Genomic DNA, 14,543 nt, shown 5'->3' on the forward strand with positions numbered 1-14,543 from the left:
TCGCGGCGGCACGGCAGGATGGTTCATGTACCGAGGATCTGGCAGGAATCCCCGGTACGGCGATCCGGAGGTCCCCGCTGTGGGACCGGGCACCGCGGCTTCCCCCCGACGCGGACCCGGTTGTGGGACCTCCGCCCGGGGCGGCAGCTCGTCCCCCCGGAGCTGCCGCCCCCACCGCGGACCGAGAGGTTCGTTACGGCTCCGCACTCCCGAGGCTCGGTGGTCAACCGCTCGGGAGTGCGGAGCCGTCCGCTGTCCACGGCGTGACCGTGGAGCGCAGCGCCTCGCCGAGCCGGGCGGCCTCGACCGCCACCGACGGCAGCCGTTCGGCGCGCGCCCGGGCGGCCAGCAGCTCCAGCGTCTCCGGGCCGGGGAAGGCGAACGCCAGGGCCCGCAGCGCCGCGATCCGGGTCTCCTCGTCGCCGTCCGCGACCGCCCGCAGGCGCAGGAACTCCGTCACGTCCGGTTCGGCCGCCAGGGCCCGCAGCGCCACCCTGCGCGGCAGCGGGTCGGCGTCCGCGACGGCGCGTTCGCGCAGCAGCCCGGCCGGGCGGGCCGTGCGGTGGCGGGCCAGGGCGTGCAGGGCGATCGCCCGGATCGGCGCGGACGTGTCGGCGACCGCCCGTTCGCGCAGCAGCGCCCGTACCGCCGGGTCGTCCGGCCGGTGCGCCAGCAGCGCCCGCAGCACGGACAGCCGGACGGCCGCGTCCCGCAGGTGTGCGGCGCGGGCGAGCAGCAGCAGGCCGGCGCGGTCCTCGCCGTCGTAGCAGCGGACCACGGCGGCCAGCGCCAGGTCCCGGGTGCGCGGGTCGGGGTCGGACACCGCGCGTTCCAGGAACAGGGCGCGGGCCTGCGCGCTCGGCGCGCGGCGGTCCGCCAGGGCGGTCAGCACCGCGCCGCGCACCAGCGGGTCGGGGGAGTGCACGGCCTCGTGGCGGACGAAGGCGTCGAGTTCCGGGTCGTCGGCGAAGTGCGCGGCGAGTTCGCCGGTGGCCTGGGCACGGCCGTGCCCGTCGGCGGCCCGGGCGCGTTCGAACAGGAACTCCGCGACCTCCCGGTCGCCCGCCCAGCCCTGGCCGAGCAGGGTCAGCGCGAAGGCCCGCACCTCGGGCAGTCCGTCGCCGGCGACGAAGCCGCGCAGCTGGTCGGCGACCTGCCGGTCGCCCGCCCAGCGGTGGGCGAGTACGGCGAGCGTGCGGCGGCGCACGATCGGGTCCGGGTCCTCGGCGACGCGTTGGCGCAGGAACTCGGCGACCTCCGGGTCGCCCGCCCAGCCGCGGGCCAGCCCGGCCAGCGCCGCCATCCGTACCCGGGGGTCCTTGTCGGCCCCGGCGAGCAGCCGCAGGAACGAGGCGTTGCGCGGGTCCTCGGCCGGTTGCAGGCAGATCGCCTGCAGGGCCAGGCCGCGCACGCCCGGGTCCCGGTCGGTGCGGACCCGGTCGCGCAGGAACTCCGCGAGCGGGCCGCCGACCCGCTCGTTCACGGTCAGCGCGAACACCGCGAGGCCGCGCAGCTCCGGGTGCACGTCGGCCGCCGCGATCTCCCGCAGCAGCTGCTGCGCGGGGCCGTCGTTCGCCCAGCCCTTGCCGAGCGCCAGCATCTCGTTCAGCCGGTTCTCGCCCCGCGCGCCCGCCACCCGGGCGCGCAGGAACGCCCCGCCGGCGGCCTCGCCCGCCCAGCCGTCGGCGAGCGCCGCCACCGCCGCCTCCTGGGTGAGCGGGTCGGGGTCCTCCTCGATGCGGCGGCGCACGAACGCCCCCACCTGCCGGTCGCCCGCCCAGCCGTCGGCGAGCGCCGCGAACGCCGCCGCCCGCTGCGCCGGCGACCAGCCGTGCTCGGCCCAGGCCCGCAGCACCGCCGGGCCGCGCGGGTCGTTCAGCAGCAGCGCGCAGGCCAGCCGGGCCGTCACCGCGCCCACCGCCAGCAGCGGGGACTCGCGCTGCGCGTGGTGCCCGTACACCAGGTACCAGCGCAGGAACCGCTCCCGGCCGACCCAGTGCGGGCCGAGTCCGGTCAGCACCGGCCGCAGCCCGTCCAGCGCCTCGACGGTGTCGCCCGACAGCACCGTCGAGCCCTCCGCGGCGTACGCCTCGAACAGCGCCACCAGGGCGTCCACCACCGCCTCGCTCTGCGCCGTCACCAGGCCGAGCTTGCGGACCTCGCCCAGGCAGCGCACCGCCAGCACCAGCCACTCCGGCGCCGGGTCGCCCGCCGCGGGCAGGGCGGGCGCGGCCGCGAGGAGGCGGGTGACGGCCTCGCCGACGAAGCGTTCGTCGAGTTCGCCCGCGAGCAGGAGCAGCACCTCGCGCCAGGCCGGGTCCCGCCAGCGGGCCGCGAAGACGCCCTCCAGCAGCTGTTCCTCGGTCAGCGACCGTTCCCGGTTGAAGCGGTAGGCGATGTCGGACGCCGCCAGGTACTCCAGGAACGCGCGGTGGACGAAGCCGTACACCTCGCCGCCGAAGCGGCTCAGGATGAAGTTCCGCTCCCGGAACTGCTGGAGCATCGCCCGGGCGACCGGCGCCGCCCGGTCGGCGGGCAGTTCGTAGCGCTCCCGCAGGTAGCCCTCGAAGGACGCCAGCAGCACCCGCCCGGGGATGTGGTTGCCGGCGATGCCGTCGCCGCCCTCCTGCATGCGCCGGGCGACCAGCCGCAGCAGCTCCAGGCGGTCCTCGGACGCCAGGTACGGCATGCCGCCGTCCACCCGCCGGTCCTGCAGGTACTTGCTCGGGTCCCAGTGCTCGACCAGCACGGCCACCGCGTGCTCGTACACGGTGCGGCGGTCCCGGGGCAGTTCCCGGCGGCGGCCGATGATCGCCAGGATGGTCAGGATCAGCGGGTTTCCGGCCAGCTCCCGCACGGGCGCGGAGGACGCCACGGCGGCCGTCACCCGGCGGCGCAGCCGCTGCGCCTCCACGGGGTCGTTGGGGCAGGCGGTGGCGTACCAGAGGGTGGCGAAGGTGTCGATCTGCCGGTCGTCGAGGTCCTGCAGCATGTAGTGGCCGAACCCGGCGGCGTCCAGCGGTTCGCGCCGGTAGCCGATGACGCGGGACGTCACCAGCACCCGCACCTGCGGGTAGCGGGCGGCGAACGCGGCGATCCGCCGGCTCGCGGTCTCCCGGACCTGCGGGTCGAACAGTTCGTCGAGGCCGTCGAAGACCACCAGGGTGGCTGCGGGGTGCTCGGTCAGCTGGCGGTCGAGCAGGTCGGCGGGCAGGCCGAGGCCCTCGGTGCCGTGCAGGTGGGCGAGGAAGTCCTCGAAGGTCCGCTCCCGCCACTCCGGGTCGGCGTAGCGGCGCAGTTCGACGATCAGCGGCAGCCGGCCGGCGAGCGCGGCGACCTCCTCGGGGACGGCCGCGCCGGGGTGGACCAGCGGTTCGGTCAGCGTCAGGCCGAGGAACCGGGCCAGGGTGGACTTCCCGGAGCCGGGGTCGCCGAGCAGCACTGCGCGGTGGCCGTCCGGGCCGGCCAGCATCGGCAGCACCGGCACCGCCGGGCGGCGGCGGTAGGCCTCCCGCACCCGGCGGACGGTTTCGCGCTCCACGCCGGGCGGCAGCCGGCCCGGGTCGAGTTCGCCGGTCTCGGTCAGCCGTTTCAGCAGCTCGCGGGGGAGTTCCACCGGCGGCGGGTCGGCCCGGACCAGCTGCGGGACGAAGACCTCGCGCAGGTGCACCGCCGGGTGCTCGTCCTGCTCGGACAGCGGGGTCAGCACCTCCAGGTCGAGCCGGTGGTAGCGCTCGCGCAGCCGCACCGCGTGGCGTCGGCGGGCCGCGTCCAGGTCGCCCGGGGGCGGAGGTGGGGTGCCCACGGTGATCTGCACGCTCCGGGCGTGCTGGATCATCGTCAGGTCACGACCGGCGGTGGCGTGTTCGGCGGACTGGCCGCCGCTCGCGGCGCCCTCGGCGCCGAACAGCCGGCGCCAGAAGCCGCTCACGGCTGCTGCTCGCCGAACCGGACCGACCCCTCCACCCCGTCCACCAGGTTCACGTCGCCGCCCGCGCGGACGCCGCGCGCCGACTGGCCGTCATCCGCCGTGTCGGTGACGGGAGTTGTGGCGGCGTCGGGGACGGTCCCGGGGGCGGGCGAGCCGCCGATGACCACGTCGCCCTTCACGTTGCGCACCATCCGCACCGAGCCGCCGGCGGCCGCGCCGTCCGCGGACTGGCCGCCGCCGCGGCCGCGGATGCCGCCCGTCACCGACAGCACCAGGCCCGCCAGCCCGACGAACAGGCCCAGCACGCCCGCCCATTGATTCGCCCGGTCCAGGCCCTCTCCCCACAGGAAGAACGCCAGCCCCACCACCGAGATCCCGGCCCCGACCCACACCAACCAGCGCCACCTCGTACTCCCCATGCGGGCATCATCCCCTCAACTGCGCCCCGGGCAACCGGAAATGGGCGCCCAGTGCGGTGCCCGGGGGAAACCGGGCGGCCCGGGTTTCCACTCCGAAGGCCCCCCGGCGGCTGGACCGGGCGGGTACTTACCGGCGGTCGCTCGCGTGTCCGAGCATCGAGGCCACGTTCGGGCGGGTCGACTGCGAGGCGTCGACAGCAGACCGCGTGCGTCCGTGGCGGGGCAGTGGCCCGGCGGAGCGCCGCAGGAAGGCGGAACGAGAAGTGCTGACCACCCATCGGCCGGTCGGGGCCGGCCGCAGACTCCTGGCGGGGGCGGTCTGCGCCCTGGCCGTCCTCGCCCCGGCCGCGCTGCCGCCGGCCGCCGCCGCGCCGACCGTGCCCCGGGCCGGCTCCGGCACCCTGCTGGTGTCCGAGACGTTCACCGGCGCGACCGCCGACCCGGCGTTCGTCGCCACCCAGGGCGCCTGCCTGACCGGCGCCCCGACCGCCCCGCCCCCGGTCGGCAACCCGCACCCGCTGCCCGGCTGCCCCGACGCCGGGACCGGCCCCGTGCCGCCGAACAACGCCGCCCCGCACGGCTACCTGCGGATGACCGACGCCGGCCACGACCGCACCGCCGCCGTGCTGTACGAGCGGCCGCTGCCCGCCCACGAGGGCATCCAGGTCTCGTTCGAGCAGTGGCAGTACGGCGGCGACCCCGCCGAGCCGCGCCCCGCCGACGGCATCTCGTTCTTCCTGGTCGACGGCGCCGCCCCGCTGAGTCGGCCCGGCGCGTACGGCGGCAGCCTGGGGTACGCCCAGAAGCTGCCCGACGACAACCCCGCCAACCCGTTCCTGCCGGGCGTCGAGGGCGGGTACCTCGGCGTCGGGCTCGACGTGCTCGGCAACTACTTCGGCGACTGGGAGCGCCGCGGCAACGGCTGCCCGCCCGGCGAGCGCTCCCCGGCCGGCACCGGCTTCCACGCACCCGCGCCCGGGCCCAACATGATCACCCTGCGCGGGCCCGGCGAGGACACCACCGGGTACTGCTACCTCGCCGCGACCACCAGCAACACCACCACGACCGGACCGTGGCCCTCCACCCTGCCCGGCGAGCTGCAGGGCCCCACCACCGCCGCCGACCTGCCGCCCGGCATCACCCCGGCGCAGGCCGAGCTCGCGCTGGTGCCCAGTCGGCGCACCGTCACCGTCACCGTCACGCCCACCCCCGACCCGCAGATCGAGGTGGACGTCGACTTCGGTTCCGGACCGGTCCGGGTGCTCAGCACTCCCGCGCCCCAACCGGTGCCCGCCACCTACAAGTTCGGCTTCGCCTCGTCCACCGGCGACTTCACCGACGTGCACCTGCTGCGCAACGTCGTCGCCCGCAGCGTCAACCCGCTGCCCCAGCTGAACCTGGTCAAGCAGATCGACCGGACGACGCCGCTGCCCGACCCGGTCACCGCCGGCACCGTGCTGCCCTACCAGTTCGTGGTCACCAACGCGGGCGACATCGAGATCCGCGACCTGGTGGTCAGCGACCCGGTGGTCGGCGCCGTCAGCTGCCCGACCGGCACGCTGGCGGTCGGCGAGACGGTCACCTGCACCGGCACGTACACCGTCACCGCCGAGGACGTGCGGCGCGGCTACCTCACCAACGTCGCCGTCGCCGACGGCGACTCGGACAGCGGGCCGGTCGTCTCGCCGGAGGCCGAGCACACGCTGCCGCTGAACGACGCCTACGGCCTGCTGCTGGAGAAGCGCGTCGACGACGACCGGGTCTACCGGGTCGGCGAGACCGCGACCTACACCTACACCGTCACCAACACCACCGATCAGGAGGTCTCCGACCTCGCCGTGCTCGACGACCGGCTGACCGGGGTGCAGTGCGAGTCCACCACGCTGGCCCCGTTCGACACGCCCGGCGCGGCCACCACCTGCACCGGGTCGTACACCGTCACCGAGGCCGACGCCGACGCCGGAACGGTCCACAACACCGCGCACGCCACCGGCACCGCGCCAGAACGGACCGTCACCTCGCCGCCCGCCGAGGAGGAGATCGTCGTCCGGGGCGAGGGGCCGAGCCCCAGCCCGTCGCCGTCGCACTCCAAGCACCCCTCGGAGCCGCCGTCCGAGCACCCGTCCGAGCACCCGGGCCGCCCGGGCGAGCTGCCCAGGACCGGTGGTGACGGATCCCCGGTGCTGCCGCTGCTGCTCTCCGCCGGACTGGGCGTGGTCGGCCTGCTCACCCTCCGCTGGGCCCGCCGCCGCGGCTGACCCGCGCGGTACCCGGAAACGCCGCACCCGGAAACGGAGAAGGGCCCCGACCTGAGGTCGGGGCCCTTCAACAAGCGGTAGCGGTGGGATTCGAACCCACGGTGGAGTTGCCCCCACACACGCTTTCGAGGCGTGCTCCTTTGGCCGCTCGGACACGCTACCGAGGGGAACTCTACCGGATGGGCGGGGACGGACGAAATCCGTTTCGGGCGGGAGATCGGCGCGGTGGTCAGCGCTGGGTGTCGAAGAATGCCCGCAGTTGGGCGGTGCACTCCTCGGCGAGCACGCCCGGGATCACCTCGGGGCGGTGGTTGAGCCGGTTGTCGCGCAGGACGTCGAAGAGCGAGCCGGCCGCGCCGGCCTTCGGGTCGAGGGCGCCGTAGACCACCCGGTCCAGCCGGGACAGCACGATCGCGCCCGCGCACATGGTGCACGGCTCCAGCGTCACCACCAGGGTGCAGCCGCTCAGCCGCCACTCGCCGACGGCGTTCGCCGCCTGACGGATCGCCACCACCTCGGCGTGCCCGGTGGGGTCTCCGACGGCCTCGCGGACGTTGTGGCCGCGGCCCAGCACCGACCCGTCCGGCCCGAGGACGAACGCCCCGACCGGGACGTCATCGGTGGCGGTGGCCAGTGCCGCCTCGTCGATGGCGAGGCGCATCAGGTCGCGCCACCGGTCGCGGACCGGATCGGGGCGTTCGGGGGCGGGCAGCGGGGCGATCCGCGGCCGGTCGCCCAGGGTGCCGGCGGGGAGGGGAACGGACTGCATGGACCCAGTGTCGGACACCGGGACCACCGCTACCGAACGGCCTCCAGGATCTCGCCGCAGCCGAGGGCCTCGGCGATCTCGCCGAGCGCGTCGCCCGGCGCCGCGCCCTCGCCCGCGAGCTCCAGCAGCGCGGCCTGGCCGAGGCCGAACTCGCTCAGCAGTTCGGAGTCGCCGATCGGCCCGACCGGCGTCGCGCCCGGTCCGCCGGCCGGCTCGTCGTCCTCGTCCGCGTCGTCGGCCTCGTCGTTCGCGTCGGTGTTCTCGTCGAGTTCGGCCACCAAGCCGTCCAGGTCGTCGAAGTCGGCCTCCCCGTCCTGTTCGATCAGCTCGTCGGTGAGCACCGAGCCGTACGAACTGCGCGCCGCGGCGGCCGCGTCGGAGACGAAGATCCGCGGGTCGTCCTCACCGTCGATCCGCAGGACGGCGAACCAGGCGTCCTCCTGCTCGATGAAGACCAGCACCGTGTCGTCGTCCTCGGCCGTCTCGCGGGCCAGGTCGGTCAGGTCGGCCAGGGTCTCTACGTCGTCGAGTTCGGTCTCGCTCACATCCCACCCGGCACCGGTGCGAGCAAGCACTGCAGCGAAGTACGCCACCAGGGACACTCCCAAGATTGGTCTCGGCTGTCGGCGATCTCGGGCGGGTGCGGTCCGGCCGCCCCCGCGCCAGAGGGGCGGTCCGCTGTTCGGACCGTCCCACCGCATCGTGACAGAAAGCCCGCCGCTGCGGGGGGTGTTCGGCAGCGCGTCTTCGCAGGTCGTGTCGGAATGGCCGGTCTCCGGCCGCTCCAGGCGTGGATCATGCCCCTCGAACGCCCCCGGGCGGGGGGGCGGACGGCGGCGCGTGGGGCGCGACCGCGGTGCGGGGCGCGGCCCTCGGACGGCTCAGATCCGGAAGGTTCTCATCCGCAGGGCCTCGCGCATCCGGCGTTCCTTGGTGCGTCTGGGCTGCACCCGGGCGCGCAGTTCGCGGGCCTCGGCCAGCTCGCGGAGGAACACGGCCCGGCGCCTGCGCCGTTCCGCGGCGGTTTCTTCCTCGGTCTCCGCGTCGGTCTCTTCGACGTTCTCTGACTCCGGACGGGACTCGTCTGTCGAGCCGGACCCGCCCGCGCCGGCGGTCGATGCCCGCGTCGGGTTGCTCTTCATAGGTTCCGACTTTCCCAGATGTCACCCGCCGATACCACAGCGGTGCCCGGGAATCGGCGATTTCCACAGGTCTCCGGGCTGGTCACGGCGGGTCGTCGCGGAACGGGCGAAGTCGTACAGATGTGCCGACGGCCGTTATCGTCGTTGTCATGCGTCTCCACGTCGTCGACCACCCGCTGGTCGCCCACAAGCTGTCCACCCTGCGCGACGAGCGCACGGACTCGCCGACCTTCCGGCGGCTCACCGACGAGCTGGTGACCCTGCTCGCGTACGAGGCGACCAGGGACGTCCGGACCGAAACGGTCGAGATCACCACCCCGGTCGCCGTCACCCGGGGCACCCGGCTGTCCTACCCGCGCCCGCTGGTGGTGCCGATCCTGCGGGCCGGCCTCGGCATGCTCGACGGCATGACCCGGCTGCTGCCCACCGCCGAGGTCGGCTTCCTCGGCATGGTCCGCAACGAGGAGACCCTGGAGGCCTCCACGTACGCGACCCGGATGCCGGACGACCTCTCGGGCCGGCAGGTCTACGTCCTCGACCCGATGCTCGCCACCGGCGGCACGCTGGTCGCGGCGATCCGGATGCTGCTCGACCGCGGGGCGACCGACGTCACCGCCGTGGTGCTGCTCGTCTCGCCCGAGGGCATCGCCGTGATGGAGCGCGAGCTGGCCGGCCAGCCCGTCACCGTGGTGACCGCCGCCGTGGACGAGCGTCTCAACGAGAACGGCTACATCGTCCCGGGCCTGGGCGACGCCGGCGACCGCCTGTACGGCACCGCCGGCTGATTCCGCCCGCTCGACGGAGAGCGATCCGGCCGGAGACGGGCTTCTGTCTCCGGCCGGATCGCTCTGTTCTGCGTCTCAGGACAGGCCCTAGCAGTGGCCGGACTCGGGGTTCGGCGAGGGCTTGGTGAGTTCGGCCAGGGTGGCCGAGGCCTGGTTCGGGTCGGCGAGGGCGGTGAAGGCGTCGCCGATGACGAAGTCGACGGTGGCGTCGGAGCGGTCGTCCTGGGTGCTGGTGCCGGAGGCGACCTGGGAGACCAGCAGGGTGGCCGCGCCCAGTCCGCCGGGGCCGCTCAGCACCTGGGCGGTGCCGGTGACCTTCTTGTCCAGCGCGGACGGCGCGTTGCCGACCTTGCCGACCTGGAAGCCGCGCTTCTTCAGTTCGTCGGCGGTCCGGGCCGCGAGGCCGGACTTGTCGGTGGCGTTGTAGACGTTGACCGTGACGTTTCCGGGCTGCGGGACGGCGGTGTTGCTCGGGGCGGCCCCGGGGGCGGCCGATTCCGCGGCGGACGGGGAGCCCTCCGGGGCGGCCAGCGGCTTGCCGGACGGCGAGGCGCAGGCCTGCGCGGCGGCGTTCTTGTTCTTGCCGGTGAAGACGTCGTAGAGCTGGACGCCGCCGACCGAGACCAGGCCGAGGGCGAGGACGCCGCCGACGGCGATGACGACCTTGCGGCCGCGACGCGGGGGACGCCCGAGACGGGGGTAACTGTTGCCGGTGACCCGGTACTGCTTCCCCTTCAACCCCCGGGGAGTCAACATGCTCATGGTCTGTCTCCCCATAGGTGCCAGGGTGGGGTGCCGGTGACCGCGGTGCGGCCGTGGAAAAAGGCCGCGTGAACCGCGGTCGTCAGCAGCAGATTAATCCGACAACAGCGGTACAGGTACTGGATGATCATCATCCGGGGGACGACGGCACTCGAAAGGACGTACCGACACCGACCATCGGTTGCAGCCGACGGCGGGTGGCGGTGCGTCAGTCCATTTCGAGGACCCGGGCGTGCAGAACCTGCCGCTGCTGGAGCGCGGCCCGCACGGCACGGTGCAGCCCGTCCTCCAGGTAGAGGTCACCGCGCCACTTCACCACGTGGGCAAAGAGGTCCCCGTAGAAGGTGGAGTCCTCCGCGAGGAGGGTTTCCAGGTCCAACTGGCCCTTGGTGGTCACCAACTGGTCGAGCCGCACCGGACGCGGCGCGACGTCCGCCCACTGGCGGGTGCTGGTCCGGCCGTGATCCGGGTACGGCCGCCCGTTACCGATGCGCTTGAAGATCACACGGAAAGCCTACCGTTTGGGGCATGGCGGGCGCAGCAAGCGGGACCAACGCTGCGTGACTTTCCCCTTCGGGCGCTCAGCGCAGTGCGGCTCCGATCCGGTCGAGAGAGGCGAGCCGCATCAGGCCGTAGTTGTAGAACTCGACCTCGGGGACGCCGAGTTCGCGCAGGGTGGTGATCTTGGCGGCGAGGTTGGCGGCGCTGTCGCAGTCGGAGGACATCGGGCGGAGGATGACGGCCATGTCCTGGGGGCGGACGCCGTGCAGGGCGAAGGCGGCGACCTTTTCGCGGACGGCCTCGGGGGTTTTGGCGTAGCCGAGGGTCTCGATCCGGTGGGCGGCGCCGGCGAGGGCGGGGAGGTCGATGCCGGAGAGCCAGCCGGTGCCGGGGCCGCCGCCGTCCATGAAGGTGAGGCGCATGCCGTGGGTGGCGGCGGTGGCGGCGAGTTCGGCGGCGAGCGTGGTGACGGTGCGGGCGCTCGCGTCGACGTAGGCGGCGAGGGCGCCGTCGGCGAGTCCGTCGAGCCGGACGGGCGTGAGGGCGCGGGTCTCGTCGGCGAGGCGGGCGCGCAGTTCGGTGCGGACGGTGTCGCGGACGTGCTCGGCGGGGATGCCCGCGGCGGTGGCGGCGGCCAGGCAGTGCGGGCAGAAGCAGATCGACAGCAGGGCTTCGGTGACGGGGCCGAGCTGCTCGAAGTAGCGCTCGTGGTGGTAGCCGTGGGCCAGGCCGTGGAAGTGCAGCGACTCGGCGCGGATCGCGTCCACGCCGTAGCGGGCGAGTTCCTCCACCAGGGTGTGGCAGTACGCGCGGACCTCGGGGTTGGCGGGGCAGAGCTCGGTGAGGTGGCGGTCGCCGAAGGCGTTGGCGGGGGCGCAGTCGGGGTGGGCGAAGCCGAGCCGGTCGTTGTGGCAGAAGACCGTCCAGGCGTGCAGTTTGAGGCCGCGGCGGCGGGTCTCCTCGGCGGCCTCGGCGAACGGGTCGCGGTCGCCGATCGCGGTGGAGGGCAGCGGGGCGAGGCGGCGGCCGGCCCAGCGGGCGGGGTCGGGGCGGAAGTAGGCGGCGCCGGGTTCGAGGTAGCGGACCACACGGTGCGGGTTGTGCGGGAAGACGTCGCGGGCGGCGTGGTAGACGGAGGCCAGCGTGACTCCTCCGACGCCGGCCCGGTCGGTAAGGTTGCCGAAGAAGGTGTCGGCCCCTTCGTCGAGCAGGTCGGTGGCGAAGGCGAGGACGGACGTCTCCACGGGGCAACTCCGGAGAAGGAAGTACGGGGAGTGACCACGCTAACCGGGGCCTCCCGTATTGGTCTATACCTGGTTGGGTGAGGGGAGTGGCAGGGGTGGCGGTCTACCGGGGCTTCGACCAGCAGGAACTCGATCGGGAGTACTCGCCGAGCAGCCGGGTGGCGGACTTCGGCGCGGAACTCGCCGCGTACGCCCGGGAGAGCGGGCGGGCCCTGCGGGAGGTGCCCGGACACCGGGAGCTGCGGTACGGGGCGGCCGGGCCGGAGCTGATCGACTTCTTCCCCGCGCTGCCGGGCGCGCCGCTGCACGTCTTCGTGCACGGCGGCTACTGGCAGGAGCTCGGCAAGGAGGACTCGCTCTTCCCCGCGCTGGACTTCGTCGCCCGGGGCACCGCGTACGCCGCCGTCGGCTACGGGCTGGCGCCGGCCTGGACGGTGGAGCAGATCGCCGGGCAGGTCACCGAGGCGGTGGTGTGGCTGGTCGAGCACGCCGCCGAGCTGGGCGTGGACCCGGAGCGGATCGTGCTCAGCGGCAGTTCGGCCGGCGCGCACCTGGCGGCCACCGCGCTGCTGGACGGGCGGCTGCGCGGGCGGATCGCCGGGGCGGCGCTGCTCAGCGGGGTGTACGACCTGGAGCCGGTGGCGCTCAGCTACATCAACGAGCCGCTCGGCCTGGACGCCGAGCGGGCCCGCCGGCTCAGCCCGCTGTTCGCGGACCTGTCGGCGCTGCCGCCGCTGGTGGTGGCGCTCGGCGAGTACGAGACCGGCGAGTTCGCCCGCCAGCAGGCCGAGTTCGCGCACGCCGCCCGGGACGCCGGGGTGCCGGTGCGCGAGCTGCTGATCGGCGGCCGCAACCACTTCGACCTGGTCTTCGACCTCGGCCGGACCGACACGGTGCTCGGCGCGGCCGCCGAGGCGCCGGGTCGCGGCTGACGCTCCGTAGACTGCCCGCGGTACCCCGCACAGCTGAGAGAGGACGCCGATGACCGGCCGCATCCCGCTTCCGTACGACTTCCTGCCGCCGGTGCCGAGGTTCGAGCTGCACAGCGCGGACCTGGTGAACGGGGCGACCATGCCGGAGGCGCACGTGTACGCGGCGGGGAACCTCTCGCCGCAGCTGTCCTGGCAGGGCTTCCCGGCGGGCACCCGGTCGTTCGCGGTGACCTGCTACGACCCGGACGCGCCGACCGGGGCCGGCTGGTGGCACTGGCTGGCCGTCGACCTGCCGGCCGGCACCACCGAACTGCCGCGCGGCGCGGGCGCGGAGGACGGCACGCTGCCCGGCGGGGCGTTCCACGTCCGCACCGACTTCCCCGGCCACCGGTACGACGGCGCGGCGCCGCCGCCCGGGCCGGCGCACCGCTACGTGTTCGTGGTGCACGCCCTGGACGTGGAGCGCCTCGGCGTGGACCGCGACACCCCCGCGGCGCAGGTCGGCTTCGCGCTGACCGCGCACGCGCTGGGCCGGGCGCTGCTCACCGTGGAGTACAAGTCCGGGTCGTGACGGTCCCTCAGGCCAGGATCTGGCGGAGGAAGGCCTCCAGGTTGGCGACCGTCCGGGCGATCTGGTCCTCCGGCGGGAGGGATTCGTCCGGGCGGCTGACCGTCGCCGGGCGGCGGATGCCGCGGACGTACAGCGAGCAGGCCAGGTCGGCGCAGATGTAGGTGCCGACCGAGTTGCCCTCGCGGCCGCGGACGCCGGCCCGGGGCGCGGTCAGCAGCGAGACGCCGCTGCCCTGGTGGGCGGTGATGCAGAGCGAGCAGACGTTGGTGCGGGTGAGGCTGCGCCGGACGTTCGGGGAGCGGAGCGTGACGCCGACCAGGTCTCCGTCGAGTGCGGAGACCAGGTAGGCCCGGTCGGGCGCGCCGAGGTCGCGCCAGCCGAGGAAGTCCAGGTCGTCCCAGCGCTGTTCGGCCAGTTCGCGCGGGACGGGCAGGCGCTTGGCCTCGCCCTTCGAGCAGTTGACGAAGGACGCACGGATCTCGGGCTCGCTCAGGGCACGCATGGGCCAGACGCTAGTCGACGCCGCCCGGGCGTGTCGTCCGGTTTTTGGCCGGTATCAGCTCTTGGCGGCCTTCGCGGCGCGCTTGGCCTCCTGCTTGGTGGCGCGGACCTTCAGCAGCGACTCGGGGCCGGTGATGTCGGCGACTGAGCGGTGGCTGCCCTCCTCGCCGTACGCGCCGGCCGCCTCGCGCCAGCCGGGCGGGCGGACGCCGTACTGCTTGCCGAGCAGGGCGAGGAAGATCTGCGCCTTCTGGGCGCCGAAGCCGGGCAGGTCCTTCAGGCGGGCCAGCAGGTCCTTGCCGGTGGGGGCGTCGCGCCAGACCGCCTCGGCGTCGCCGTCGTAGTGCTCGACCAGGTGGGCGCAGAGCTGCTGGACGCGCTTGGCCATCGAGCCGGGGTAGCGGTGCACGGCGGGCTTCTCGGCGAACAGCGCGGCGAACGCCTCCGGGTCGGCGGCGGCGATGGCGTGCGCGTCCAGGTCGTCCGCGCCCAGCCGCTGGGCGATCACCCAGGGGCCGCTGAACGCCTTCTCCATGGGGACTTGCTGGTCCAGCAGCATGCCCGTGAGCGCGGCGAGCGGGCTGCGGCCGAGCAGGGCGTCGGCGTCGTCCTGCTGGGCGAGGTGCACGGTGACGGCCATGGCGGGCTCCAGGTGGTCGGGGCTCCCATCCTGGCAGCCGCGGTTCGGCGGCGCGTCCCACAACACACCGCCGGTGGGCGGGCCACAC

At 74.4% G+C, this 14,543-nt stretch carries 13 protein-coding genes and 1 tRNA gene; 4 read left to right on the forward strand and 10 right to left on the reverse strand.

From position 1 onward, the window contains the following. Nucleotides 1-223: 223 nt before the first annotated feature. Both AMK19_RS01125 and AMK19_RS01130 read right to left on the reverse strand, forming a co-directional pair. Complete coding sequence (locus tag AMK19_RS01125) at nucleotides 224-3,931, reverse strand: HEAT repeat domain-containing protein (protein ID WP_073807294.1); 3,708 nt, start codon at nucleotides 3,929-3,931, stop codon at nucleotides 224-226. Next, nucleotides 3,928-4,350 (reverse strand): DUF4337 domain-containing protein, encoded by a 423-nt coding sequence (locus tag AMK19_RS01130; protein ID WP_143200005.1) that lies wholly within the window; start codon nucleotides 4,348-4,350, stop codon nucleotides 3,928-3,930. The genes AMK19_RS01125 and AMK19_RS01130 overlap by 4 nt, the downstream gene beginning before the upstream one ends. A gap of 263 nt (nucleotides 4,351-4,613) precedes the next feature. On the opposite strand from AMK19_RS01130, the gene AMK19_RS01135 reads away from it, so the two are divergent. After that, nucleotides 4,614-6,608 carry a DUF7507 domain-containing protein gene (locus AMK19_RS01135; protein WP_073807297.1) on the forward strand — a complete coding sequence of 665 codons (1,995 nt, stop codon included), beginning with the start codon at nucleotides 4,614-4,616 and terminating at the stop codon, nucleotides 6,606-6,608. Between the two features lie 75 nt (nucleotides 6,609-6,683). On the opposite strand, the gene AMK19_RS01140 is transcribed toward AMK19_RS01135, so the two are convergent. The 3 genes from AMK19_RS01140 to AMK19_RS01150 form a co-directional block, all read right to left on the reverse strand. Further along, a tRNA-Ser gene (locus AMK19_RS01140) sits at nucleotides 6,684-6,770 on the reverse strand. A gap of 67 nt (nucleotides 6,771-6,837) precedes the next feature. Further along, a complete protein-coding gene (gene tadA, locus AMK19_RS01145; protein ID WP_073808281.1) occupies nucleotides 6,838-7,377 on the reverse strand; it encodes a tRNA adenosine(34) deaminase TadA in 540 nt (179 codons plus the stop codon). Nucleotides 7,378-7,406: 29 nt separating this feature from the next. Continuing rightward, nucleotides 7,407-7,970: a tRNA adenosine deaminase-associated protein gene (locus AMK19_RS01150; protein WP_073808282.1), complete on the reverse strand. Its 564-nt coding sequence runs from the start codon at nucleotides 7,968-7,970 to the stop codon at nucleotides 7,407-7,409. Between the two features lie 698 nt (nucleotides 7,971-8,668). Here AMK19_RS01150 and upp point away from each other — a divergent pair. Further along, nucleotides 8,669-9,304: a uracil phosphoribosyltransferase gene (gene upp / locus AMK19_RS01160; RefSeq protein WP_073807300.1), complete on the forward strand. Its 636-nt coding sequence runs from the start codon at nucleotides 8,669-8,671 to the stop codon at nucleotides 9,302-9,304. 87 nt (nucleotides 9,305-9,391) lie between these two features. On the opposite strand, the gene AMK19_RS01165 is transcribed toward upp, so the two are convergent. The 3 genes from AMK19_RS01165 to AMK19_RS01175 all read right to left on the reverse strand — a co-directional run bounded on the left by AMK19_RS01165 (nucleotide 9,392) and on the right by AMK19_RS01175 (nucleotide 11,811). Beyond that, on the reverse strand, nucleotides 9,392-10,066 hold the full coding sequence (locus AMK19_RS01165; RefSeq protein WP_073807301.1) for a LytR C-terminal domain-containing protein: 675 nt from the start codon (nucleotides 10,064-10,066) through the stop codon (nucleotides 9,392-9,394). 208 nt (nucleotides 10,067-10,274) lie between these two features. Next, nucleotides 10,275-10,571, reverse strand: a complete 297-nt coding sequence (locus AMK19_RS01170; RefSeq protein ID WP_014136828.1) for a type II toxin-antitoxin system VapB family antitoxin — start codon at nucleotides 10,569-10,571, stop codon at nucleotides 10,275-10,277. 76 nt (nucleotides 10,572-10,647) lie between these two features. Next, entirely contained in the window at nucleotides 10,648-11,811 is a 1,164-nt protein-coding gene (locus tag AMK19_RS01175) for a hypothetical protein (RefSeq protein WP_073807303.1), read from the reverse strand. A gap of 95 nt (nucleotides 11,812-11,906) precedes the next feature. On the opposite strand from AMK19_RS01175, the gene AMK19_RS01180 reads away from it, so the two are divergent. Then, nucleotides 11,907-12,743: an alpha/beta hydrolase gene (locus AMK19_RS01180; protein ID WP_073807304.1), complete on the forward strand. Its 837-nt coding sequence runs from the start codon at nucleotides 11,907-11,909 to the stop codon at nucleotides 12,741-12,743. 49 nt (nucleotides 12,744-12,792) lie between these two features. After that, nucleotides 12,793-13,314 carry a YbhB/YbcL family Raf kinase inhibitor-like protein gene (locus AMK19_RS01185; RefSeq protein ID WP_073807305.1) on the forward strand — a complete coding sequence of 174 codons (522 nt, stop codon included), beginning with the start codon at nucleotides 12,793-12,795 and terminating at the stop codon, nucleotides 13,312-13,314. 7 nt (nucleotides 13,315-13,321) lie between these two features. Here the strand turns inward: AMK19_RS01185 and AMK19_RS01190 are convergent, their stop codons facing one another. Further along, nucleotides 13,322-13,816 (reverse strand): FBP domain-containing protein, encoded by a 495-nt coding sequence (locus AMK19_RS01190; protein WP_073807307.1) that lies wholly within the window; start codon nucleotides 13,814-13,816, stop codon nucleotides 13,322-13,324. A 54-nt stretch (nucleotides 13,817-13,870) separates the two neighbouring features. Continuing rightward, on the reverse strand, nucleotides 13,871-14,455 hold the full coding sequence (locus tag AMK19_RS01195; protein ID WP_073807308.1) for an HhH-GPD-type base excision DNA repair protein: 585 nt from the start codon (nucleotides 14,453-14,455) through the stop codon (nucleotides 13,871-13,873). Nucleotides 14,456-14,543 lie beyond the last annotated feature (88 nt).

This window comes from Kitasatospora sp. CB01950 (genome assembly GCF_001905465.1).
Classification (GTDB): domain Bacteria; phylum Actinomycetota; class Actinomycetes; order Streptomycetales; family Streptomycetaceae; genus Kitasatospora.